This window comes from Actinomyces sp. zg296 (genome assembly GCF_009829695.1).
Classification (GTDB): Bacteria; Actinomycetota; Actinomycetes; order Actinomycetales; family Actinomycetaceae; genus Actinomyces; species Actinomyces marmotae.
This window is the reverse complement of the sequence record NZ_VWPG01000004.1, coordinates 315,596-336,846: the sequence shown is the minus strand read 5'-3', so window position 1 is coordinate 336,846 and position 21,251 is coordinate 315,596. Positions and strand designations below refer to the sequence as shown.

The window sequence follows — 21,251 nt, the reverse complement described above, 5'->3', positions numbered from 1 at the left end:
TGTTTTCGACCGGTCTCGGCGAGGGGGGCGGCGGGTCCGGAGTGTGGTTTGTCCTGACGGGGCGTCGCTTATGGAGTACGGTCATGACCATGCCAGTGAAGCGAGCGATGCCAGCAGTGATGCCAGCGCGGAGCCGGGCCCTGCGCCCGGGCGGCGGCCTCCTGCTTAGCCGCCGCGGCGGGGCCTGACAGGCCGGCACCCCGACCGCGGCGATCCGCGTTGCCAGCCGCCGGGCGCACAGCGCGCCCGATCGCCACCACTGACCCCAGGAGCTCACCCATGCGCACCGCTCTCCCCGCGCCCCAGCAGCCCTCCGGCATGCCCTTCGCCAAGTACCGCCCCTTCCAGGACACCGTCATCACCGACCTGCCGGACCGGACCTGGCCCACCAAGCGCCTCACCACCGCCCCCCGCTGGCTGTCCACCGACCTGCGCGACGGCAACCAGAGCCTCATCGAGCCCATGGGGCCCGAGGCCAAGCGCGCCATCTTCGACCTCCTCGTGCGCATCGGCTTCAAGGAGATCGAGGTCGGCTTCCCCGCCGCCTCTCAGACCGACTTCGATTTCGTGCGCAGCCTCGTCGACGACGGCGCCATCCCCGAGGACGTCACCATCTCCGTCCTCACGCAGTCCCGCGAGGACCTCATCGACCGCACCCTGGATGCCTGCGTCGGCATCCCGCGCGCCACCGTCCACCTCTACAACGCGCTCTCCCCCCTCTTCCGGGAGGTCGTCTTCCGCATGGGCAAGGACGACATCCGCGAGCTCGCCGTCGACGGCACCCGCATGGTCATGGCCCGTGCCGAGAAGGTCCTCACCGAGGACACGATCTTCGGCTACGAGTACTCCCCGGAGATCTTCGTCGACACCGAGCGCGACTACACCCTGGAGGTCTGCGAGGCCGTCATGGGCGCCTGGGAGCCGGATGAGGACCGCGAGATCATCCTCAACCTGCCCGCCACCGTCGAGCGCGCCACCCCCAACGTCTACGCCGACCAGATCGAGTGGGTGAGCCGCCACCTGTCCCACCGCGAGCACGTCTGCCTCTCCCTGCACAACCACAACGACCGCGGCTCGGGCGTGGCCGCCGCCGAGCTCGGCCTGCTCGCGGGCGGTCAGCGGGTCGAGGGCTGCCTCTTCGGGCACGGCGAGCGCACCGGCAACGTGGACCTCGTCACCCTGGCCCTCAACCTCTTCAGCCAGGGCATCGACCCCATGCTCGACCTATCCGACATCGATGAGGTGCGCCGCGTCGTCGAGCGCTCCACCCAGATGGACGTCCCCCCGCGCACGCCCTACTCCGGGGACCTCGTCTACACCTCCTTCTCCGGCTCCCACCAGGACGCCATCAAGAAGGGCTTCGCCGCGCGCGCCAAGGCCGTCGAGGCCCGGCGCGCTGAGGGGCTTGAGGACGACGCCGCGGAGACCGCCGTGCCCTGGTCCATGCCCTACCTGCCCATCGACCCCCACGACGTCGGCCGCTCCTACGAGGCCGTCGTGCGCGTCAACTCCCAGTCCGGCAAGGGCGGGGTCGCCTACCTGCTCAAGAACAGGCACAACCTGGACCTGCCGCGCCGCCTCCAGATCGAGTTCTCCCGCATCATCCAGCGCCACGCCGACACCTATGGCGGCGAGATCGACGCGACGCTGCTCTGGCGCATCTTTGCCGACGAGTACCTGCCCATCGATGCCGTCATCCACCGTGACGGACTGGAGGGCCTGGCGGCCTGGGGACGCTTCGAGCTCAAGGGCGCCACGCTCACCTCCACCCAGGATGAGGACGCGATCCTCACCGTCACGCTCACCGATGAGGGGGACGAGCGCCTGCTCACCGCCTCCGGCAACGGACCCGTGGGCGCCTTCACCACCGCCCTGGAGCAGACCGGCGTGTCCATCCGCATCCTCGACTACGCCGAGCACGCCCTGTCCGAGGGGCGCGACGCCACCGCCGCCTCCTACGTCGAATGCGAGGTGGGCGGCCAGGTCCTGTGGGGCGTCGGCCTCGACCCCTCCATCACCACCGCCTCCTTCAAGGCGATCATCTCCGCCGTCAACCGCGCCCTGCGCTGAGGCCGCCCACCGCGCGGCCTCCGGGGGCGCGGTGCCCCGCCTCGCCCCCGGGGGCCGCGGCGCGTGAGAGGATCTGGCCCGTGCAGAGGCTCTACCGTGACGAGGCCCTCGTCCTGCGCACCCACAAGCTGGGTGAGGCCGACCGCATCATCGTCATGCTCACCCGACACCACGGACAGGTCCGGGCCGTCGCCAAGGGTGTGCGGCGCACCACCTCGCGCTTCGGCGCGCGCCTCGAACCCTTCTCCATGATCGACGTCCAGCTCCATGCCGGCCGCACCCTCGACGTCGTCACCCAGGTCGAGACCATCGACCCCTTCAGCCGCCCCATCGCCACCGACTACGCCATGTTCACCTGCGCGCAGACCATGGCCGAGACCGCCGAGCGCCTCACCGAGGACGACGGCGACCTCGGCACCGGCGAATCACCCCAGCAGTTCCTCCTCCTCTACGGGGCCCTCGCCGCCCTGGCCCGGCGCCGCCACGCCCCCGGCCTCGTCCTCGACTCCTACCTCCTGCGCGCCCTCGCCCTGGCCGGCTGGGCGCCGTCGTGCTTCGACTGTGCCGTCTGCGGCGCCCCCGGGCCTCACACGGCCTTCCACGTCCAGGCCGGCGGTGCCGCCTGCGAGAGCTGCCGCCCCGCCGGGAGCGTCACCATCGACCCCAGCGCCATGGCGCTCATGGGGGCTCTCCTCTCCGGCGACTGGCAGCTCGCCGACGCCTCGACCACCCGGGATCGGGCCCAGGCCTCCGGGCTCGTCTCCGCCTACACCACCTGGCACCTGGAGCGCCGCCTGCGCTCCCTCGCCCTCGTCGAAAGAGCCTGATATGCCTCCCGCCCCCGATCCCACCGCCGCGCCCGAATCCGTTCCGCTGCACCGCGATGGGCTCATTCCCCCGGTGATCCCCGCGGCTGCGCTCCCCGAGCACGTCGCCCTCGTCATGGACGGCAACGGCCGCTGGGCCAACAGCCGGGGCCTGACCCGCACCGAGGGCCACCGGGTCGGTGAGGCCACCATGATGGACGTCATCGCCGGCGGCGTCGAGCTCGGCGTCAAGGAGATGAGCGTCTACGCCTTCTCCACGGAGAACTGGCGGCGAAGCCCGGCCGAGGTCCGCTTCCTCATGGGCTTCACCCGCACCGTCCTGCGCGCCCAGACCGACGACCTCAACGCCTGGGGCGTGCGGGTCCGATGGGTCGGCCGCGAGCCCAAGCTGTGGAAGTCCGTCCTCAAGGAGGTGCGCCGCGCCGAGCGCATCACCGCGGGCAACTCCACCATGGTGCTCAACATGTGCCTCAACTACGGCGGCCGAGCCGAGATCGCCGACGCCGCCCGCGCCATCGGGGAGGAGATCGCCGCCGGGCGCCTCAAGCCGGGCTCCATCACGGAGAAGACGATCCAGCGCCACCTCTACTCCCCGGCCATGCGCGACGTCGACCTCTTCATCCGCACATCCGGCGAGCAGCGCACGAGCAACTTCCTCATGTGGTCCTCGGCCTACGCCGAGCTCTATTTCACCGATCTGCCCTGGCCCGAGTTCGATCGGGCCGAGCTGTGGCGGGCCTGTGTCGCCTACGCTTCCAGGAACCGCCGTTTCGGAGGAGCGATCGACGCCGTCGCGGGTGAGCCGGAGGGCGGTCGGTAGAGCCGCGTCGGCCGCCGCCTCAGGGCAGCGGGCGCCCGGCCCTCATCTCACCGATGAGCTGCTCGACGACGCCTCTCAGATCGGAATCGTCACGGGTCCGCCGCTGGCGCTCGTACCCGGCGCCGCCGGTGAGGATCCCCTCGACGAGCGCCAGGTCATCGGCGCACCCCAGTCGCCGCGCCACCGGCTCCAGCTCGGTGACGAGGGCGCTCAGGGACCGGCGCAAGGGCGCCTGCTCGCCGTCGGGGCTCGTCACGATGGTCGCGTCCAGCCCGTAACGGGCCGAGCGCCACTTGTTCTCCGCCAGGAACCAGCGGGGCAGGCGGGCCAGGGGGAGCCCCTCATCGAGTCGTTGTGAGGCGGACTCCACGAGGCACTGGGTGAGCGCGGCGATCGCCCGCACCTCCAGGAGGTTGGAGGAGGCGTCGCAGATCCTGGCCTCGATCGTCCCGAAACCGGGGGAGGGGCGCACATCCCAGCGCAACTCGTTGAAACTCTTGATCGCCCCGGCCCGCATCATCGACTCCGTGAGGTCCTCCAGCCCGTCCCAGTCGCCCGGCCAGTCCGGCAGGCCCGCGTGGGGCAGCTGGCGGAAGATCCAGGCGCGGTTGTCCGCGTAGCCGGTGTCCTCCCCATCCCAGAACGGCGAGGCCGCCGCCAGCGACTGCAAGTGGGGCAGGTGGGCGAGCAGGTGCTCGCCGATGGGCAGGACCTTGGCCCGATCCTCCACCCCCACATGCACATGGGTGCCGAAGATGAGCATCTGCCGGCCCCAGTACTGGGTGCGGTCCACCAGGGCGCTGTAGCGCTCGGACTCGGACACGCCCTGACTGGCCGGTGAGACGAAGGGATGCGTGCCCGATCCCACTAGAACGGCCCCATGCGCCTCGACGAAGGGCGCGAGCATGTCCAGGGCGATGCCCATGTCCTCGGCGCAGCCGGCGACTGTACGCCGGGGCCTGCTCACCAGTTCGAGGGTGTTGCGCAGCATCTCGGCATGGATCCGCCCATGGGCGGGGTGGGCGCGCGCGAGCTCAGCGAGGATCTCCGGGGCGCAGGGCATGGGGCGCAGCGTCGCGGGGTCGATGATCTGCAGCTCCCACTCCACCCCGATGGTGGAGCGGGCCGAGGCGGCGAATCTCAGGGACATGGCGGGTCCCTCCTACACGGCGGGAATGTGCGCGTAGCGGCTGGCGAAGGCGGTGATCAGCGCGTTGGCGCCGGTGACGTCAGCGCTGTCGCAGCGCTCGATGACGGCGGCGCGCTCCTCGGGTGGGTAGTAGGCGCCCCCGTACTGGGCGATGCGGATGCGCATGCCCTCGGTGGTGATCTCCGGGTGGAACTGGGTGCCGTAGACGTGCTCGCCCCAGCGGGCCATCTGCACCTGGCAGGTGGTGCCGGTCAGCAGGACCGTCCCGCCGCCGGGAAGGGCGCCATCGGGCCCGAGGGCGAGGGAGTCGGCGTGCCCCACATAGCCCCGCAGCGCCGCGGGGAGCCTGCCCGCGACCGGGTCGGCGAGCCCGGCCTCGGTGGGGCTCAGGTGCGGCGCGCTCAGGTCCTCGCCCTGGGCGCTCGTGAGGCTGCCGCCCAGGGCGAGGCCGATCGCCTGGAGGCCGAAGCACAGGGCGAGGGTGGGCCGGTCCTCAGCCACGAGCCTGGCGGCCAGCGCCACGACGCGGCGGCGCATGCGCTCCAGCGCCGCCAGCCCGCCGGCGGGAGGATGGGCGGCGTCGTGGGCCGGATCGGGGCGGATGCCGAAGGGGGAGCCCGTGATCGCCACCGCCCAGTAGCGGTCCAGGTCGATGTCCTCGGGCTCGGGGGCGCCCGCCTCCAGGAGGTGGATGGTCTCGATGCCGCGCTCGGGGTCGAGGCCGCCCCACTCGATGAGCGTGGCGAGCTCGTCGTCGGCGATGGGCCCGGGCTCGCGGCACACGGCCACGAGCAGGGGGCGCGCGGGGACGGGGCTGTCAGCGCGGGGGGAATGGCCCAGGCGCTCGTCGATCATCAACTGCCTCCTGATGGCGGGTTGCGGGGCGAACAGCAGAGATCATCGCATCGATGAGCGCCGTGAGGGCGCATCCGCCCACGAGGAGGACGATGAGCATCGCTCCTGGCGAGACCGGGATGATGGCGGTGATGGCGAGTCCGGCCACGTGGGACGCCACGGTGATGCCCGTGGGCAGCGCCATGGCGCGGCTGAGGGAGCGGGTGAGGGGTTGCGCGATCGTGACCGGGACGATCGGGGTCGGAAACCGCGCCGCCCGGCGCCGCCCCGCTCAGGACGGGGCGCCCTCGGCGCGCGCCGAGCAGTCCCGGCAGAGCCCGAAGAATTCCGCCACGTGCTCCATCTGGGTGAACCCGGCGGCCGCGCTGACCCTCTCGATCCAGGCCTCGAGCTCGTCGCCGGCGACCTCCTCGGCGTGCCCGCAAACGCGGCACACGATGTGGTGGTGGTGCCCCACCCGCTCGCAGGAGCGGTAGAGGATCTCGCCATCCGCGCTGCGCACCTGGTCCACCTGGCCGCTGTCCGCCAGGGCCGTGAGATTTCGGTAGACCGTGGCCAGCCCCACCTTCGTGCCCTCGGCCTCCAGGGCGGCGTGGATCTGCTGGGCGGAGCGGAACTCGGTGGTGCGTTGAAGGATCCCGGCGACGGCGGCCCGCTGGCGCGTGGCGCGTGGCCTGGCCGCCGTCGAGCCCGCGGTGGACCTGGAGGGGGTGCCGCTCGCCGTCCTGCTCACAACGGGCCTCGCTTCTCATCGGCGGCGCGATCGCGCCGGTGCTCAAGGGGTACGAGGAGCCCGGCGGGGGAGCGCGCCCGGCACCTGCCGCCCTATCATCTCACCGACGGGCGCGCCCATGCGGCGATCCTCATCATGGCTGCTGGCCCGCCCGGCTGGGCGGGGCGTCGCCGGGCCCCGCAGCGCTTAGACTGTCGGCACTCGTTCCCACCATCCAGGTGCGGACAACGACGGAATGATTCAGGAGAGACCCGGTGGCACAGAACTCCTCCACACTCGATCGCGTGATCAACCTGGCCAAGCGCCGTGGCTTCGTGTTCCCCTGCGGCGAGATCTACGGCGGCACGCGCTCCGCCTGGGACTACGGGCCGCTCGGTGTCGAGCTCAAGGAGAACATCAAGAAGCAGTGGTGGCTGGCGATGGTCCGCTCCCGTGACGACGTGGTGGGCCTGGACTCCTCGGTCATCCTGCCCCGCGAGACCTGGGTCGCCTCCGGGCACGTCGGGGCCTTCACCGACCCCCTCGTGGAGTCCCTGCACACCCACAAGCGCTACCGCGCCGACCAGCTCATCGAGGAGTACGCCGAGCGCAAGGGCCTCGACCCCGAGACCATCACCCTTGACATGGTGCCGGACCCCGTCACCGGCCAGCCCGGTAGCTGGACCGAGCCCCGCGAGTTCTCCGGCCTGCTCAAGACCTACCTCGGGCCCGTGGATGACGAGGCGGGCCTGCACTACCTGCGACCCGAGACCGCCCAGGGCATTTTCATCAACTTTGCCAACGTCATGAGCGCGGCCCGCAAGAAGCCCCCCTTCGGTATCGGGCAGGTCGGCAAGTCCTTCCGCAACGAGATCACCCCGGGCAACTTCATCTTCCGCACCCGCGAGTTCGAGCAGATGGAGATGGAGTTCTTCTGCGAGCCGGGCACCGACGAGCAGTGGCACCAGTACTGGATCGACTACCGGCGCGACTGGTACATCGACCTGGGCATCGACCCCGACAACCTGCGGCTCTACGAGCACCCCAAGGAGAAGCTCTCCCACTACTCCAAGCGCACGGTCGACCTGGAGTACCGCTTCGGCTTCACCGGCTCGGAGTGGGGCGAGCTCGAGGGCATCGCCAACCGCACGGACTTCGACCTGTCCACCCACGCCGAGCGCTCCGGCAAGGACCTGTCCTACTTCGACCAGACCACCAACGAGCGCTGGGTCCCCTACGTCATCGAGCCCGCCGCCGGCCTGACCCGCTCCATGATGGCCTTCCTCGTGGAGGCGTACCACGAGGACCAGGCCCCCAACACCAAGGGCGGCGTCGACACCCGCGTGGTCCTCAAGCTCGACGCGCGCCTGGCCCCGGTCAAGGCCGCCGTCCTGCCGCTGAGCCGCAAGGAGGAACTCACCGGCCCCGCCAAGGCCGTCGCCTCGCGCCTGCGCCGCCTGTGGAACGTCGAGTACGACGACGCGGGCGCGGTGGGCCGCCGCTACCGCCGCCAGGACGAGATCGGCACGCCGCTGTGCCTCACCTACGACTTCGACTCCCCGGAGGACGGGGCCGTCACGGTGCGCGAGCGCGACACCATGGTCCAGGAGCGCGTGCCCCTGGAGGGCATCGAGCGCTACCTGGCCGAGCGGCTCGCCGGCTGCTGACGGCGCCCGGCATGGCGGGGCACTCCCACCACCACGGCGCCTCGCCCGTCCCGGCGGGCGAGGCGCGCCGCGTGAGGATCGTGCTGGCCGCGATCGTCGTGCCGATCGTCCTGGCCACCCTCGTGGGGCTGGCGCTGCTGTGGCCGGGGAAGAGTTCGCTCATGGGCTCGCGGCCCTTCGCCGTGGCGGGCTCCTCCATCGAGACCGCCACGGTCACCTCCACCTCCGTGGAGGACTGCAAGGACTCCGCCAAGGCGCTCGGCAAGATCTCCGACGGCTCACTGCTCACTGACGCCGTGTGCGCCGAGATCACCAGCGGTGACGGCAAGGGCCTCGTCGTGCCGGTCCACGTCCCGGCCGAGTCGGCCCGCGTCGCCAACCCCGGTGACTCCATGAAGGTGCTCTACACGCCCAAGGCGCTGGCCGGCGGCACCCCCTACGTCTTCGTCGACTACCAGCGCGGCCTGCCGATCGGGCTGCTGGCGGCCGTCTACCTCGTGCTCGTGCTCGTGGTGGCCGGCAAGCGCGGCGCGCTCAGCGTCCTGGGGCTCATCATGGCCACCGCCGTGCTCATGGGCTTCATGATCCCCGCGCTCCTGGCCGGGGAGAGCGCGCTGGCCGTCACCCTCACCGGGTCGCTGGCGATGATGCTCATGGCGGTCTACGTGGCGCACGGCGTGTCGGTGCGCACCACCACCGCGCTGCTCGGCACCTTCACCGGCGTCATCATCACCGTGCTGCTCGCGCTGTGGGGGACGAGCTCGTCCAACCTGACCGGCGCCGTCGACGACACTGCCGTCACCCTCAACGGGCTCGTGCGCGAGGCCGGCGTCCACCTCGACCTGCGGGCCCTGCTCACCTGCGGGATGGTGGTGGCGGGGCTCGGCGTCCTCAACGACGTCACCATTACGCAGGCCTCGGCCGTCTGGGAACTGCACGCCGCCAACCCCGCCATGCCCCGGGGCCGCCTGTTCACCGGCGGCATGAGGATCGGGCGCGACCACATCGCCTCCACCGTCTACACCCTCGCCTTTGCCTACGCGGGCACCGCGCTCCCGCTCATCCTCTCCGCCGCGCTCATCGACCGCTCCGTGATCGACACGCTGCTCAGCGGGGAGATCGGTGAGGAGATCGTGCGCACGCTGGTGTCCTCCATCGGTCTGGTCCTGGCGATCCCCGCGACCACTGCCATCGCCACCATCCTGTGCCGCACCGGTGGGGCGGCGCAGGGCGCCGACGTCGCGAGGGACCCGGCCGGTGCGAGGGACCCGGCTGGCCCGAGGGCGGCCGGTGCGAGGGCGGCCGATCCTGGCGGCCCTGGCGGCCCGGCTCAGCCCCCCGAGACGTCCGACTCGGCCTCGCCCAGCAGCTCGGCCTGATCGGCGTCGAGCACGGGGGAGTCCAGCCAGCCATCGGGCAGGTGGGGGCGCTTCGGATGGCCCGCGCGGCCACGGGGCCCCTCGACGGTCTCGCCGGGGTAGGGCACCTGGGCGGGCAGGTGCGAGCGCATGACCCCCAGGGCGGCGTCGAGTTCGGCCAGCGAGCCCACTCGCATGAGCGCGTTGCGGGCCGCCCCGCCCACCGGGTAACCCTTGAGGTACCAGCCCACGTGCTTGCGCAGGTCGCGCACGCCCCGGTTCTCGCCCATCTCATCGGCCAACAGCCGCGCGTGCTCGCGGATGACGGCGATGACGCCGTCGAGATCCGGCCGCGCGCGGGAGGCCTCGCCGCGCATGGCGGCGACGATGTCGGCGAAGAGCCATGGGCGCCCCTGGCAGCCGCGCCCCACGACCACGCCGTCACAGCCGGTGGCGGCCATCATGCGCACGGCGTCATCCCCCACCCAGATATCCCCGTTGCCCAGCACTGGCAGGCGTGTGGACTCCTTGAGTTCGGCAATGCGGGCCCAGTCCGCCTGACCCGAGTAGTGCTGCCGGGCGGTGCGCGCGTGCAGGGCGACGGCGGCGATGCCTGCGCGCTCGGCCGCGCGGGCGGCGTCGAGGAAGGTCTCATGGGACTCGTCGATCCCCACGCGCATCTTCATCGTCACCGGCACCTCCCGCGGGCGATGAGCGGCCCGGGCGGCGCTCTCCGCGGCGCTCACGCACTCGCGCAGGATCGCGGCGAGCAGGTCCCGCTTCCACGGCAGGGCGGCGCCCCCGCCCTTGCGGGTCACCTTGGGCACGGGGCAGCCGAAATTGAGGTCGATGTGGTCGGCGAGGTCCTCCTCGACGAGGATGCGCACGGCCTTGCCCGCGATGACGGGGTCGACGCCGTAGAGCTGGATCGAGCGGACCCGCTCGGCGGGGTCGGTGCGCACCATGGCGAGGGTCTTCTCATTGCGCTCCACGAGGGCCCGGGTGGTGACCATCTCCGTGACGTACAGGCCCGCGGGTGCCCGCAGGCCACCGGAATCGGTGGGGATCGGCCCCGGGGCGGCGGGGCGCGCGGCCTCGGGGAGCGCGGACTCGGCGGCTTGGCGGCACAGCCGGCGGAAGGAGGCGTTCGTGACGCCAGCCATCGGGGCGAGGACCACGGGCATGGGCACCTCGATGGGGCCCAGGCGCAGCGGGGCGGGGGAGTGCGAAGGGGCGGTCACGCGCCCATGCTGGCACGGAGTCACCGCCCCGAGGACGGCGCCACCCCGTAGGCTGTGCCTGTGACGGCTGCGACGGGCCCGGGTGGGGCCATGAATCCGAGGGATCCGAGCCCGGGCGCACCCCCCGGGCTGCTGCGGGGGCGCACGGTCCTCATCACCGGGGTGATGCGCCCCTCCTCGATCGCCGCCTCCGTGGCCCGCGCCGCCGCCGAGCAGGGCGCCCGCGTCATCCTCACCACGCACCCGCGCGCCCGGGCCCTCACGGAGTCCGTCGCCGCGCTGCTGGGACTGGCCGAGCCCGTGGTGGGGCTCGATGTGGCCGATCCCGCGTCCCTGGCCGCGCTGCCGGGCGAGTTGGAGCGCCTTGGCGTGGTGCGGCTCGACGGCGTCGTCCACTCGATCGCCCGCGCCAGCCGCGACCTCCTCGGGACGGTGCTGCCCGCCGGTTTGCAGGAGGCAGACGACGGCGAGCGGGCGCGCCTGGAGGAGGCGGGGGAGGCGCGCATGGCGGCGCTCCGCGACGCCTTCATCGTCTCCGCCGCGTCCCTGGCCGCGCTCGTCGAGGCGACGGCGCCGCTGCTGGGGCGGGGGAGCTCTGTGCTCGCCCTCACCTTCGACACCTCCCGCGTTTACCCCGGCTATGGCTGGATGGGACCGCTCAAGGCCGCCCTCGAGGCCTCGGCGCGAGCCCTCGCCGTCGAGCTCGGGCCCCGGGGCGTGCGGGTCAACGCCCTGTCCGCCGGGCCGCTGCGCACGACGGCGGCCTCCGCGATCCCCGGTTTCGATGATCTCGTGGGCGACTGGGGAGCGGTCGCCCCGCTCGGCTGGGACCCCAATGACGCGTCGCCGGTGGCGCGCACCGCCGTCGCCCTCCTGTCCGACTGGATGCCCGCGACCACCGGGGCCGTCATCCACGCCGACGGCGGGGCGACCCTGTGATCGCCGGTGTCGTCCGGCGGCGCGCCGGCCACCGATCCGCACGCTCTCAATCCGCGAGGAGGACCCATGACTGAGACCGCTCCCGGCGCCGCTGTTGGCGCCGCCGATGCCGCCCAGGCGGCTGAGGCCCGCACGCTCGTCCTCATCCGCCACGCCCGTGCCGCCGCGGCGCCCACGGATATCGAGCGCCCGCTGTCCGACGCCGGCGTGGCGCAAGCCCGGGCCCTGGCGGCGGCTCTCGCCACCCGGGTGGGCAGCGCCGACCTGCTCATCGTCTCGCCCGCCAGGCGCGCGCGGCAGACCTCCCAGCCGATCGCCGAGAGGCTGTCCCCGGGGCGGACTCTCGTGGAGGAGGACGTGTACTTCGGGGGAGGCCGGGCCGTCCTCGAACTGGTGCGTCAGGCGGGGCCGGGCGCGCGCACGGTGATCGTGGTGGGGCACGAGCCGACGACCTCCGAGCTCGCCGCCTATCTCGATGGGGGAGTGAGCGACCTCGGGCGGCGGGTCTCCTACGGCATGTCGACCGCCAACGCCGCCGTGCTGCGGGTGGGCTCGCCCTGGGCCGTCCTCACCGGCGGTTCCGCCGAGGTCACCGATCTTCTCACCCCCGCCCATTAGAGGATGATTAATGTGGAGACTGAGTTTGAGTCACGGCTATTGATGCGCGGGGCGGCTCCCCTGTCCCGGACGATGAGCATCGCTTGGAGTCGGATTGACGGGAGCGCGCGTCGCCGCTTCGCCGTGATCGGAATATTGTCGATAGTGTCCGGCGTCCTCCCTGGGGCGCAAGTGTATGCGGTCGGAGCTCTCGTATCGTCAGTCGTGGACAGCGCTGACTATAGGGGGTACCTCGTTTGGGCCATCGTGTTCGGAGTGGTTGTCTTCGTAAAATATGTTCTTGAGAACATAATCAAATTCCTTGGGGATGTCTTAACCTTAAGGCTATCGTATGACATAGAGATCGACGCGGTTCAGCGACTGGGGGACATGGAGGTGCAAAATTTTGAGTCCTCAAAGACGTATGACATCATTCAACGCGTGGACGAATCTACGGGCGAGCACGTCTACGGCTTGTTTGATATGCTGAGATCCGCGATCCAGGCGCTGCTGTCGCTGCTGAGCATATGCGCAGTGCTCTGGCAATGGAGCCCCGTTATTGCATCGATGCTCCTTGTCGCCCCTATCCCTGGATGCGTCGCCACTTTTCGCGTTCAAACGAGGGCTTATGATATAGAGTACAAGCGCGCCACGAAGGCAAGGCTGGCGGGATACCTCCGCGGCTTGCTCATGTCGGATAGCGCCAAGAAGGAGACTCGTCTGTTCCGCCTGGACGAACTCTTCACGAACTCATATTCGTCGATCAAGAAAAATTTCTTGCGCCAAGACATTGGCCTGGCGCGCTTCGCTCTCCTCCAGGCCGGAGGCCTTGGGGCGGCCTCTGTGCTTGCCAGCTTCGGTGCAGTGGTTTACGCGGCAATTATTGCCGGGGTGCATAATAGGGTAGGCGAGCTTGCGGGATTTATTTCGGCCACTACTCAAGTCGGCCCATTAGTGCTCGCGGCGTTCATCGGCTTCACAGGCATTTATCAGCATCTTCTTTATGTGTCAAATTGGGTGGCATTGGTTGATACGCAACCCGCCCGTATCGCTGAAGGTGCGTTCCGAGGGCCTTCCGATGGGCGCGGCGGCTCAGTGGAGTTCCGTAATGTGAGCTTCCGATATCCCGGGACTGATGTTCTCGCATTGAATGATGTTTCCTTTTCGATCGACAGTGGCAGTATCACCGCTTTTGTTGGAATCAACGGTTGCGGCAAATCAACGATATGTAAATTACTGTTGAGGTTCTATGAGCCGGATGAAGGGGAAATTTTTGTTGATGGCCGCCCCATCGGAGAGTTGTCGCGAGAATATTTGTACTCATGGTCCTCCGCTCTTTTCCAAGATTTCGTTAAATATGAGAGATCGTTGCGAGACAATATTGAGTACGGCTATCCGCGAGATCGCGGCACCGCTGATGATGAACGGCTCTGGGATTCTCTTGAGGCGGTCGGGCTGAGGGATTGGGCGATGTCCCTGCCTGAGCGGTTGAACACGATGCTGGGGCGGCATTTTGAGGGAGGCCATCAACCGTCTATTGGGCAATGGCAGCGGATCGCGGCTGCGAGAGCCTTGGTGAAGAAGCCTCGCCTGCTGGTCCTTGACGAGCCGACCGCGTCTGTGGACGCGGTCTCGGAGAAGATACTTTTCGAGGCCATGGCCGCGCTTGGGGGCGAGACGACGGTCGTGCTCGTCTCGCATAGATTCGCCACAGTGGCTCATGCGGACAGGATCATCGTCATCGATGATGGCGCGGTCGTTGGCGTTGGCGGGCACGCAGACCTAATGGAAGACTGTGCGCATTATCGCGATATGTATGACGCCCAGGGCCTGCAGGCCCGTTGATCGGTCCTGCCGGAAACAGCGAGCACAACTAGGACGCGGGTTACCGCGCTCACGACCACTTTATGGGCCTTCACGGTCCGCGCTAATGCACTCCTGATGTCTGAGGGCAGGCGTCGTCCGGCCTCGACGAATTGCTGTCCCGCGGCTCACGCGTCGATGGGAGCCTCACCGTGTCGCCTGCCGCCTGCGCCCCCTCCGGTACCACCGTCGAGCACGTCGGCGGTCGGCACCGGGGCGGTGGCCTCGCTCGGGCCGGCGGCATCGCCGTCGGGCCCCAACCCGAGGGCCCCGGCCGTCCTCGGCGCTAGACCCCAGCGCCGATCTGTGGAAAACCCCCACTAACCCCGCCCCACCAGCACCACCTGTGGACAACCGACCGGTCTCGCCCCTAACAACGACCGGTCTCGCCCGTGTTTTCGACCGGTCTCGCCAAAGGGGGCGGTGCGGCTAGAGGAGGTCGAGCACGAGGCGCAGGTCGCGCTCGTCGATTCGCGCTGGCGCCTGCTCGCGAAGCAACGGCTTGGCGCAGAAGGCCACGCCTAATCCCGCGGCACGTATCATGTCGAGATCGTTCGCGCCGTCGCCCACCGCCACCGTGCGCTCCATCGGCACCGAGCGCTCAGCCGCCCACTGGCGCAGGCAGGCTTCCTTCGCCCGTCGGTCCACGATCTTTCCCAGGACCCGCCCGGTGAGGCGCCCATTGGCGACCTCCAGCCGGTTTGCGGCGACATGGTCGATCCCCAGGCGCTCGGCCAGGGGTAGGACGACCTCCTCGAAGCCCCCCGAGACCACGCCCACGGCGCAGCCCCGCTCATGCAGCGCCGCGATGAGATCCTCCGCCCCGCGCGTCAGGCGCACCTCGGCCAGGACCTCGGCGAATACGGTTTCCGGCACGCCCGCCAGCGTCGCCACCCGCTCGCGCAGCGAGGCCGCGAAGTCCAACTCGCCGCGCATCGCCCGCTCAGTGACGGCGGCGACCTCCTCGCGAGTCCCCGCCCGCTCGGCGATGAGCTCGATGACCTCCTGCTCGATGAGCGTGGAGTCCACGTCCATGACCAGCAGCCCAGGGCCCTGCGGGGCCAGAGCCCCACGGGCCCCCGAGACCCGAGAAGTGGGTGAGGCGGGGGATGCGGCGGCGCTCGTGGGAATCATGGACGCGATCGTACCGAGCGCGCGCCTGGGTGCGCGGCGCGTCCTGTCGGCTGCGCCGCGCACCCCGCGCACCGGGGTATCTACTCAGGTGGCCGGCGCGTCAGCGCGCGACAACCTTGCCCTTGGGGACCACGGTGATGCCGGACTCGGTGACGGTGAAGCCGCGCTCGAGATCGTGCTCGCGATCGATGCCGACCATCGCGCCCTCCTCGATTACCACGTGCTTGTCGAGGATCGCGCGGTTGACCACTGTGTTCCGCCCGATCTGCGCGCCATCCATGATCACCGACGAGCGCACCGAGGACCACGAGTTCACCCGCACCGACGGCGAGAGCACCGAGGAGATCACCTCACCACCGGAGATGATGACGCCGGGTGAGACGATCGAGTCAACGGCGTGCCCCAGGCGCTCGTGGTGCCCGTAGACGAACTTCGCCGGAGGCATCGAGGCGTCGTAGCCGGCGAATAGGGGCCAGCGGTCGTTGTACAGGTTGAACACGGGGCTGACGCTGATGAGGTCCTGGTGGGCCTCGTAGAAGGCGTCCACCGTCCCGACGTCGCGCCAGTAGTTGCGGTCGCGCTCGCTCGCGCCGGGGACGTCGTTGTCCTTGAAGTCGTAGACGCCGGCCTCGCCCCGGGAGACGAACCACGGCACGATGTTGCCGCCCATGTCGTGCTTGGAGGACTCGTCGGCGGCGTCAGCAGTCACGGCCTCCAGGAGGGCGTCGGCGTTCATGATGTAGTTCCCCATCGAGGCGAGGACCTCGTCGGGAGAGTCGGGCAGCCCGGGGGTGTCCTTCGGCTTCTCCACGAAGGCCTTGATGACCCCCCGGTTGACCGGGTCGGACTCGATGACGCCGAACTGGTCCGCCAGGGACCGGGGCTGGCGGATGCCCGCGACGGTGCAGGGCAGCCCGGAGGCGATGTGGTGGTCCAGCATCTGGGAGAAGTCCATGCGGTAGATGTTGTCCGCGCCGGTGATCACCACGTAGTCCGGCCGCTCGTCGTCGAGCAGGTTGAGGGACTGGTAGATCGCGTCCGCCGAGCCGAGGAACCAGTGCTTGCCCACGCGCTGCTGCGCGGGCACGGGCGCGATGTAGTTGCCCAGCATGTTGGACAGGCGCCAGGTCTTGGCGATGTGACGGTCCAGCGAGTGCGACTTGTACTGGGTCAGCACGACGACCTTGAGGAAGCCGCTGTTGATCATGTTGGACAGGGAGAAGTCGATGAGCCGGTAGATCCCGCCGAAGGGCACGGCGGGCTTGGCACGATCGACGGTCAGGGGCATCAGGCGCTTGCCTTCACCGCCGGCGAGGATGACTGCGAGGACACGTGGGGAAGCCATGGGGCCACCTTACGGTGATCGAGGCCACTCATGCGACCGGTTTGGGGGTGCGGGTCGGCATCTGAGCGCACCGATCGGCGCCGGGGAGGGGCTGAAACCCCGGCGGCGCGCCGCCCGATCCCGCTACCGTTGCGCTGAGGCCCGCATCACGGCCGACGGCGCCCTGGCCAGCAGGGCGGCCCGAACGCGCAGCCGAGGAGGCACAGGCACATGGCGTCACTGAGAGTCGATCTGCTCACCAAGGAGTACCCGCCGTTCATCTACGGAGGCGCTGGCGTCCACGTCAACGAGCTCGCGCGCGTGCTGCGGCCCCTGGCCGATGTGCGCGTCCACGCCTTCGGGGGGGCCCGCGAGCCGGGCAGCGAGGGGGCCGACGACGGCGTCACGGGCTACCCGGAGATCGCGGAGCTGGATGGGGCGAACGCGGCGCTGCGCACCTTCGGCGTCGACCTGGAGATCGCCGCCGGCTGCGAGGGCGCCGACATCGTCCACTCCCACACCTGGTACGCCAACCTCGCCGGCCATCTCGCCTCCCTCCTCCACGGCGCCCCGCACGTCATCTCCGCCCACTCCCTGGAGCCCCTGCGCCCCTGGAAGGCCGAGCAGCTCGGCGGGGGCTACGCCCTGTCCTCCTGGGCGGAGCGCACCGCCTACGAGGCCGCCGCCGGCATCATCGCCGTCTCCAACGGCATGCGCGCCGACATCCTGCGCTCCTACCCGGCCATTGATCCCGAGCGGGTCAAGGTCGTCCACAACGGCATCGACCTCGACGCCTGGCAGCGCCCCGCCGGCCCCGGGGCCGATGCCGCGTCCAACGCCGCCCTGGAGCGACTGGGCATTGACGCCTCGCGGCCCACCATCGTGTTCGTCGGACGCATCACCCGCCAGAAGGGCCTGCCCTACCTGCTGCGCGCCTGCGAGCTCCTGCCCGCCGAGGTCCAGGTGATCCTGTGCGCCGGAGCCCCGGACACCGCGGAGATCAAGGCAGAGGTCGAGGGCCTCGTGGCGGGGCTGCGCGAGAAGCGCACCGGCGTGGTGTGGATCGAGGAGATGCTGCCGCGGCCCGAGCTCATCGCCGTCCTGTCCGCCTCCGACGTCTTCGTGTGCCCGAGCGTCTACGAGCCCTTGGGTATCGTCAACCTCGAGGCCATGGCCTGCGGGCTGCCCGTCGTCGGCTCGGCCACGGGTGGCATCCCGGATGTCATCGTCGACGGCGAGACCGGCCTCCTGGTACCCATCGAGCAGGTCACCGACGGCACCGGGACCCCGGTGGAGCCCGAGGCCTTCGTCCACGACCTCGCCGAGCGCCTCACCTCGCTCGTCATGGATGAGGCCCTGGCCCGGCGCATGGGCCGGGCGGCCCGCGCCCGCGTGGAGCAGCACTTCTCCTGGGAGGCGATCGCCCAGCGCACGATGGAGGTCTACCGCTGGGTGCTCGACCGCGGCTGATCCCTCGATAGCGCTCCCGCCCCGGTCTCGCGCGGGTCGCGGGCCGGCCGGGGCCGGGTCGCCCTCAGCGCGCCCCGGCCCACCAGTCCGTCGCCGCGGCCACGCCGTGGCGCGCGGTGTCCCGCAGGGGGCGCAGCACCCGCGCCCTCCGCTCGGCCTGGAGCGCCGTCGCCGCGGCGCCGTCGTCGGCCAGCGCGATCTCGCAGATGCCTAGCAGGCGCAGTGAGCGCTCCAGGAGCTCGCGGCGCCGCTGGTCCATCCCCGGTGGCAGGAGGCGCGGGTCCGCGACGGCGGTGATGAGATCCGTCAGATCGTCGGCCAGTTCGGGGCGCTCCCGGGCCAGGTCCAGCTCGGTGAGCGCCGCGATGGCCTCCTCCGTCGCCGCATGAACCTGGGCGCGCGCGTGCGCGGCATCGAAAGGGGGCACCGCCTCACCGGGACCCGCGGGCCCAGTACCCAGTTCGACGAGGCGCCACACCGCGCTCGTTCCTGACGGCTCGGGGATGAGCAGGCGCGTGCGGGCCCCATGCGGGCCGCCTCGCCCCGCCGCGGTCCGCAGCAGCACCGCCTCACCGGCGTCGAGCGCCGCGCCCAGCCCTGGCAGGGGGTCGGAGGGGCTGGGGAGCACCGCCGCCACTCGCTCAGGCCGTCCCGCCAGGGTCATCCACTCCAGCAGGGGCACCTGACCGCCGAGCTCCGGATCGGCGACCGCGTGGGCGCCGTCGGCGCCCTCGACGACGGCGGCGCCGCGCGAGGAGGGAACGGGCAGCCACAGGGCGAGCAGGATCGAGGGGCGGAGGTCGAGGTCAGTCACGCTGCGCACCTTAAACCGTTGGGAGCGCTGCGATTGCGAGGCCGCACCGCGCCGCGGGGACGTAAAATGAAGGCACTCCGTCCCCGCTGGACCGGCGTGCCCACCGGCCTCCCACCGGGGCAGCGTCTCCTGGAGGCACTGATGCCCACCGCCCCTGTCCCCTCACGCTGCGCGCGCTGCGATCGCCGGACGCCGCTCCTCGCGGCCCTGCTCCTGCCCGCGCTCCTCCCATTGGCCGCCTGCGGGTCGGGGTCCGGGCCGGGCGCGCCGAGCGCCGCGCCGTCGGCCCCTGGCGTCGCCGCGGAGCAGGGCCCGGCCCCAGCCGGCGCGGTACCGGCGTCGGAGGCCCCCTCTGCGCTGCCCTCCGGGGCCGCCACCACCCTCAGCCCCCTGCCCTCGGCATCGACCTCCTCCGTCGACCCCGCTGACTACTCCTACCCCGGCTTCGACGGCGTCGCCTTCCTCACCCCCAGCCGGAACATCGCCTGCGTAATCGGCCCCGCCTCCTTCCCCGACGCGCTCGGATCCGATTCCGCGCGGGCCGTCGCCCCGCAGGCCTCCTGCGAGCTGGCGGACAGCCCCGAGCTCCACGCCGAGGACCAGGACGCCAACGGCTGCCCCACCGGGCCGCTGACTAAGGGCATCATCCGCACCGGTGAGGCCGGCCCCTCCTACGGCGCGTGCAAGACCGATATCAACGGGATCACCGCCTGGAGGAACGGAGGCGGCGCCATCACCGACTTCGACGCCTTCGGATCACTGGGCTACGGCCGGTCCGTGAGCGCGCACGGCTACACCTGCTCCAGCGTGGAGTCGGGCGTGACCTGCCTGGACGGCGCCGGGCGCGGCTTCACCATCAGCCGGGATGAGTACGCCCTCCACTGAGGGGCTCCCTGCCGGCGCGCCGGACCGGTCTCGATCGTAATTTCGACCGGTCTCGGCGCTGTTTTCGACCGGTCTCGATCGAGGAGGGGAGGGTTGTGCGCGAGTGCGTGCGACTCAGGTCACGCGGGCGGGATAGGGTTATCCCATGACCCGTGTTCTTCTCCTCGACGACGTATCCCTGCACCGTGGAAGCACGCAGATCCTCGACCACCTCTCCTGGAGGGTCGACGAGGGCCAGCACTGGGTGGTCCTCGGGCCCAACGGCGCCGGCAAGACCACGGCCGCTCGCATGGCCTCCGCCCGTCTCTTCCCCTCCTCGGGGGCCGTGGAGGTCCTGGGGCGGCGCCTGGGCAGGGTGGACATCTCCGAGCTCCACCCCCGCATCGGGCTGAGCTCGTCGGCGATGGCCTCCAGCTTCCAGGCGGGGGACCGCGTGCTCGACATCGTCCTGTCGGCCTCCTACGGCCGCATCGGCGTCTGGCGCGAGGAGTACGAGGACAAGGACACCGAGCGGGCCACCGCGCTGCTCACGGCGCTCGGCTCGGGCGAGCTCATCGAGCGCCCCTGGGCGAGCCTGTCCTCCGGCGAGCGCAAGCGCGTGGAGATCGCCCGCGCCCTCATGCCCGACCCCGAGCTCCTCATCCTCGACGAGCCCGCCTCGGGGCTCGACGTCGCCGGGCGCGAGCAGTTGCTGGGGGCGCTCAGCCAGATCGTGTCCACCCCCTCCTCCCCGACGATGGTCATGGTCACCCACCACCTGGAGGAGATCCCGGTGGGCTTCACCCACGCCCTGGCCCTGCGCGGCGGGCGGGCCGTGGCCTCGGGCGCCCTGGGCGAGGTCCTCACCAGCTCGACCATGTCGGCCACCTTCGGCCTGCCCCTGGAGATCACGACGGACCGCGGGCGCTTCACCGCCCGCGGGGCCAGCGGCCCTGCCGCTCGCCCCGGTGATCACCAGGCCTGAGCCGGGCCTGGATCCGATCGGGGCGATCAGCGAGCCCCATCCCCATCCCACTCATCAACCACGGCCCAGTCCCATTGGGCAGAAAGCGAGACCGCCATGGAATGGATCTGGTGGCTCGGCGCCGCCCTCATCCTGGCCATCGTCGAGACCCTCTCGGCCGATCTCACCCTCCTCATGCTCGCTGGGGGCGCGCTCGGCGGCATGGTCGCCTCCCTCCTGGGGGCGCCCCTGTGGCTGCAGGTGATCGGGGCCGCCGGGGTCGCCAGCCTGCTCCTCCTCGCCGTCCGCCCGGCCCTCAAGCGCCGCATGTCCGCCTCCGCGCCGAGGATGCGCACCAACGCCGACGCCATCGTCGGCTCATCCGGCCGAGCCCTGACCGCCGTGGACGCCCTGGGAGGCCTGGTCCGCCTGGGCGGGGCGGAGTGGAGCGCCCGCCTGGCCGAGGGCCACGGGCCCGGTGCCAGGCTCGAGCCCGGCGCGGCTATCACCGTCATCTCGATCGACGGCGCCACCGCCGTCGTCGCCCCCGCTGACTGACCAGTCATCCGCCCCGGGCCCTAC

At 70.8% G+C, this 21,251-nt stretch carries 19 protein-coding genes; 12 read left to right on the top strand and 7 right to left on the bottom strand.

Annotation, left to right across the window (positions count from 1 at the left end; translation table 11 throughout):
* Positions 1-279: 279 nt before the first annotated feature.
* The 3 genes from leuA (at position 280) to GVV76_RS05305 (ending at position 3,717) form a co-directional block, all read left to right on the top strand.
* Entirely contained in the window at positions 280-2,070 is a 1,791-nt protein-coding gene (leuA, locus tag GVV76_RS05315) for a 2-isopropylmalate synthase (RefSeq protein ID WP_159625494.1), read from the top strand.
* Positions 2,071-2,150: 80 nt separating this feature from the next.
* Complete coding sequence (gene recO, locus GVV76_RS05310; RefSeq protein ID WP_159523542.1) at positions 2,151-2,897, top strand: DNA repair protein RecO; 747 nt, start codon at positions 2,151-2,153, stop codon at positions 2,895-2,897.
* 1 nt (position 2,898) lies between these two features.
* Positions 2,899-3,717 carry an isoprenyl transferase gene (locus GVV76_RS05305; protein WP_159523540.1) on the top strand — a complete coding sequence of 273 codons (819 nt, stop codon included), beginning with the start codon at positions 2,899-2,901 and terminating at the stop codon, positions 3,715-3,717.
* Between the two features lie 19 nt (positions 3,718-3,736).
* Here the strand turns inward: GVV76_RS05305 and GVV76_RS05300 are convergent, their stop codons facing one another.
* The 3 genes from GVV76_RS05300 to GVV76_RS05290 form a co-directional block, all read right to left on the bottom strand.
* Positions 3,737-4,867, bottom strand: coding sequence for a carboxylate-amine ligase (locus tag GVV76_RS05300; RefSeq protein ID WP_159625492.1), 1,131 nt, complete (start codon positions 4,865-4,867; stop codon positions 3,737-3,739).
* Between the two features lie 12 nt (positions 4,868-4,879).
* Positions 4,880-5,722: a glutamine amidotransferase-related protein gene (locus tag GVV76_RS05295; RefSeq protein ID WP_159625490.1), complete on the bottom strand. Its 843-nt coding sequence runs from the start codon at positions 5,720-5,722 to the stop codon at positions 4,880-4,882.
* Positions 5,723-5,993: 271 nt separating this feature from the next.
* Positions 5,994-6,455, bottom strand: a complete 462-nt coding sequence (locus GVV76_RS05290; protein WP_159523534.1) for a Fur family transcriptional regulator — start codon at positions 6,453-6,455, stop codon at positions 5,994-5,996.
* A 254-nt stretch (positions 6,456-6,709) separates the two neighbouring features.
* On the opposite strand from GVV76_RS05290, the gene GVV76_RS05285 reads away from it, so the two are divergent.
* Together GVV76_RS05285 and GVV76_RS05280 are read left to right on the top strand one after the other, a co-directional pair.
* Entirely contained in the window at positions 6,710-8,101 is a 1,392-nt protein-coding gene (locus GVV76_RS05285; RefSeq protein ID WP_159523532.1) for a glycine--tRNA ligase, read from the top strand.
* A gap of 11 nt (positions 8,102-8,112) precedes the next feature.
* Positions 8,113-9,480, top strand: a complete 1,368-nt coding sequence (locus GVV76_RS05280) for a YibE/F family protein (protein WP_159625488.1) — start codon at positions 8,113-8,115, stop codon at positions 9,478-9,480.
* On the opposite strand, the gene dusB is transcribed toward GVV76_RS05280, so the two are convergent.
* Positions 9,432-10,700 (bottom strand): tRNA dihydrouridine synthase DusB, encoded by a 1,269-nt coding sequence (dusB, locus tag GVV76_RS05275; RefSeq protein WP_159523528.1) that lies wholly within the window; start codon positions 10,698-10,700, stop codon positions 9,432-9,434. The two genes, GVV76_RS05280 and dusB, sit on opposite strands and share 49 nt — an antisense overlap.
* A 60-nt stretch (positions 10,701-10,760) precedes the next feature.
* Between dusB and GVV76_RS05270 the strand changes: the two genes are divergently transcribed.
* From GVV76_RS05270 to GVV76_RS05260, 3 genes are all read left to right on the top strand, one after another.
* A complete protein-coding gene (locus tag GVV76_RS05270) occupies positions 10,761-11,639 on the top strand; it encodes an SDR family oxidoreductase (protein WP_236263225.1) in 879 nt (292 codons plus the stop codon).
* 66 nt (positions 11,640-11,705) lie between these two features.
* Entirely contained in the window at positions 11,706-12,257 is a 552-nt protein-coding gene (locus tag GVV76_RS05265; RefSeq protein WP_159625486.1) for a SixA phosphatase family protein, read from the top strand.
* 3 nt (positions 12,258-12,260) lie between these two features.
* The gene (locus GVV76_RS05260) at positions 12,261-14,081 is read left to right on the top strand and encodes an ABC transporter ATP-binding protein (RefSeq protein ID WP_328703563.1); all 1,821 of its coding nucleotides are present in this window, start codon (positions 12,261-12,263) and stop codon (positions 14,079-14,081) included.
* 447 nt (positions 14,082-14,528) lie between these two features.
* Here the strand turns inward: GVV76_RS05260 and serB are convergent, their stop codons facing one another.
* Both serB and glgC read right to left on the bottom strand, forming a co-directional pair.
* Positions 14,529-15,233, bottom strand: a complete 705-nt coding sequence (gene serB / locus GVV76_RS05255; protein WP_159625482.1) for a phosphoserine phosphatase SerB — start codon at positions 15,231-15,233, stop codon at positions 14,529-14,531.
* A 100-nt stretch (positions 15,234-15,333) separates the two neighbouring features.
* Positions 15,334-16,578 (bottom strand): glucose-1-phosphate adenylyltransferase, encoded by a 1,245-nt coding sequence (gene glgC, locus GVV76_RS05250; RefSeq protein WP_159523518.1) that lies wholly within the window; start codon positions 16,576-16,578, stop codon positions 15,334-15,336.
* A gap of 219 nt (positions 16,579-16,797) precedes the next feature.
* Between glgC and glgA the strand changes: the two genes are divergently transcribed.
* Positions 16,798-18,027: a glycogen synthase gene (glgA, locus tag GVV76_RS05245; RefSeq protein ID WP_159625585.1), complete on the top strand. Its 1,230-nt coding sequence runs from the start codon at positions 16,798-16,800 to the stop codon at positions 18,025-18,027.
* A 64-nt stretch (positions 18,028-18,091) separates the two neighbouring features.
* On the opposite strand, the gene GVV76_RS05240 is transcribed toward glgA, so the two are convergent.
* Complete coding sequence (locus tag GVV76_RS05240) at positions 18,092-18,841, bottom strand: hypothetical protein (protein ID WP_159625480.1); 750 nt, start codon at positions 18,839-18,841, stop codon at positions 18,092-18,094.
* Between the two features lie 141 nt (positions 18,842-18,982).
* On the opposite strand from GVV76_RS05240, the gene GVV76_RS05235 reads away from it, so the two are divergent.
* The 3 genes from GVV76_RS05235 to GVV76_RS05225 all read left to right on the top strand — a co-directional run bounded on the left by GVV76_RS05235 (position 18,983) and on the right by GVV76_RS05225 (position 21,227).
* Positions 18,983-19,726: a hypothetical protein gene (locus tag GVV76_RS05235; protein WP_159625478.1), complete on the top strand. Its 744-nt coding sequence runs from the start codon at positions 18,983-18,985 to the stop codon at positions 19,724-19,726.
* Positions 19,727-19,871: 145 nt separating this feature from the next.
* Positions 19,872-20,690 carry an ABC transporter ATP-binding protein gene (locus GVV76_RS05230; RefSeq protein WP_159625475.1) on the top strand — a complete coding sequence of 273 codons (819 nt, stop codon included), beginning with the start codon at positions 19,872-19,874 and terminating at the stop codon, positions 20,688-20,690.
* 96 nt (positions 20,691-20,786) lie between these two features.
* A complete protein-coding gene (locus GVV76_RS05225; RefSeq protein WP_159625473.1) occupies positions 20,787-21,227 on the top strand; it encodes an NfeD family protein in 441 nt (146 codons plus the stop codon).
* Positions 21,228-21,251: the final 24 nt, after the last annotated feature.

Coding starts and splice junctions, on each gene's coding strand:
- GVV76_RS05305 (WP_159523540.1), top strand. CDS start 2,899: ATGCCTCCCGCCCCCGATCCCACCGCCGCGCCCGAATCCGTTCCGCTG.
- leuA (WP_159625494.1), top strand. CDS start 280: ATGCGCACCGCTCTCCCCGCGCCCCAGCAGCCCTCCGGCATGCCCTTC.
- GVV76_RS05235 (WP_159625478.1), top strand. CDS start 18,983: ATGCCCACCGCCCCTGTCCCCTCACGCTGCGCGCGCTGCGATCGCCGG.
- GVV76_RS05230 (WP_159625475.1), top strand. CDS start 19,872: ATGACCCGTGTTCTTCTCCTCGACGACGTATCCCTGCACCGTGGAAGC.
- GVV76_RS05295 (WP_159625490.1), bottom strand. CDS start 5,722: ATGATCGACGAGCGCCTGGGCCATTCCCCCCGCGCTGACAGCCCCGTC.
- GVV76_RS05225 (WP_159625473.1), top strand. CDS start 20,787: ATGGAATGGATCTGGTGGCTCGGCGCCGCCCTCATCCTGGCCATCGTC.
- serB (WP_159625482.1), bottom strand. CDS start 15,233: ATGATTCCCACGAGCGCCGCCGCATCCCCCGCCTCACCCACTTCTCGG.
- GVV76_RS05265 (WP_159625486.1), top strand. CDS start 11,706: ATGACTGAGACCGCTCCCGGCGCCGCTGTTGGCGCCGCCGATGCCGCC.
- GVV76_RS05300 (WP_159625492.1), bottom strand. CDS start 4,867: ATGTCCCTGAGATTCGCCGCCTCGGCCCGCTCCACCATCGGGGTGGAG.
- glgC (WP_159523518.1), bottom strand. CDS start 16,578: ATGGCTTCCCCACGTGTCCTCGCAGTCATCCTCGCCGGCGGTGAAGGC.
- GVV76_RS05260 (WP_328703563.1), top strand. CDS start 12,261: ATGATTAATGTGGAGACTGAGTTTGAGTCACGGCTATTGATGCGCGGG.
- GVV76_RS05280 (WP_159625488.1), top strand. CDS start 8,113: ATGGCGGGGCACTCCCACCACCACGGCGCCTCGCCCGTCCCGGCGGGC.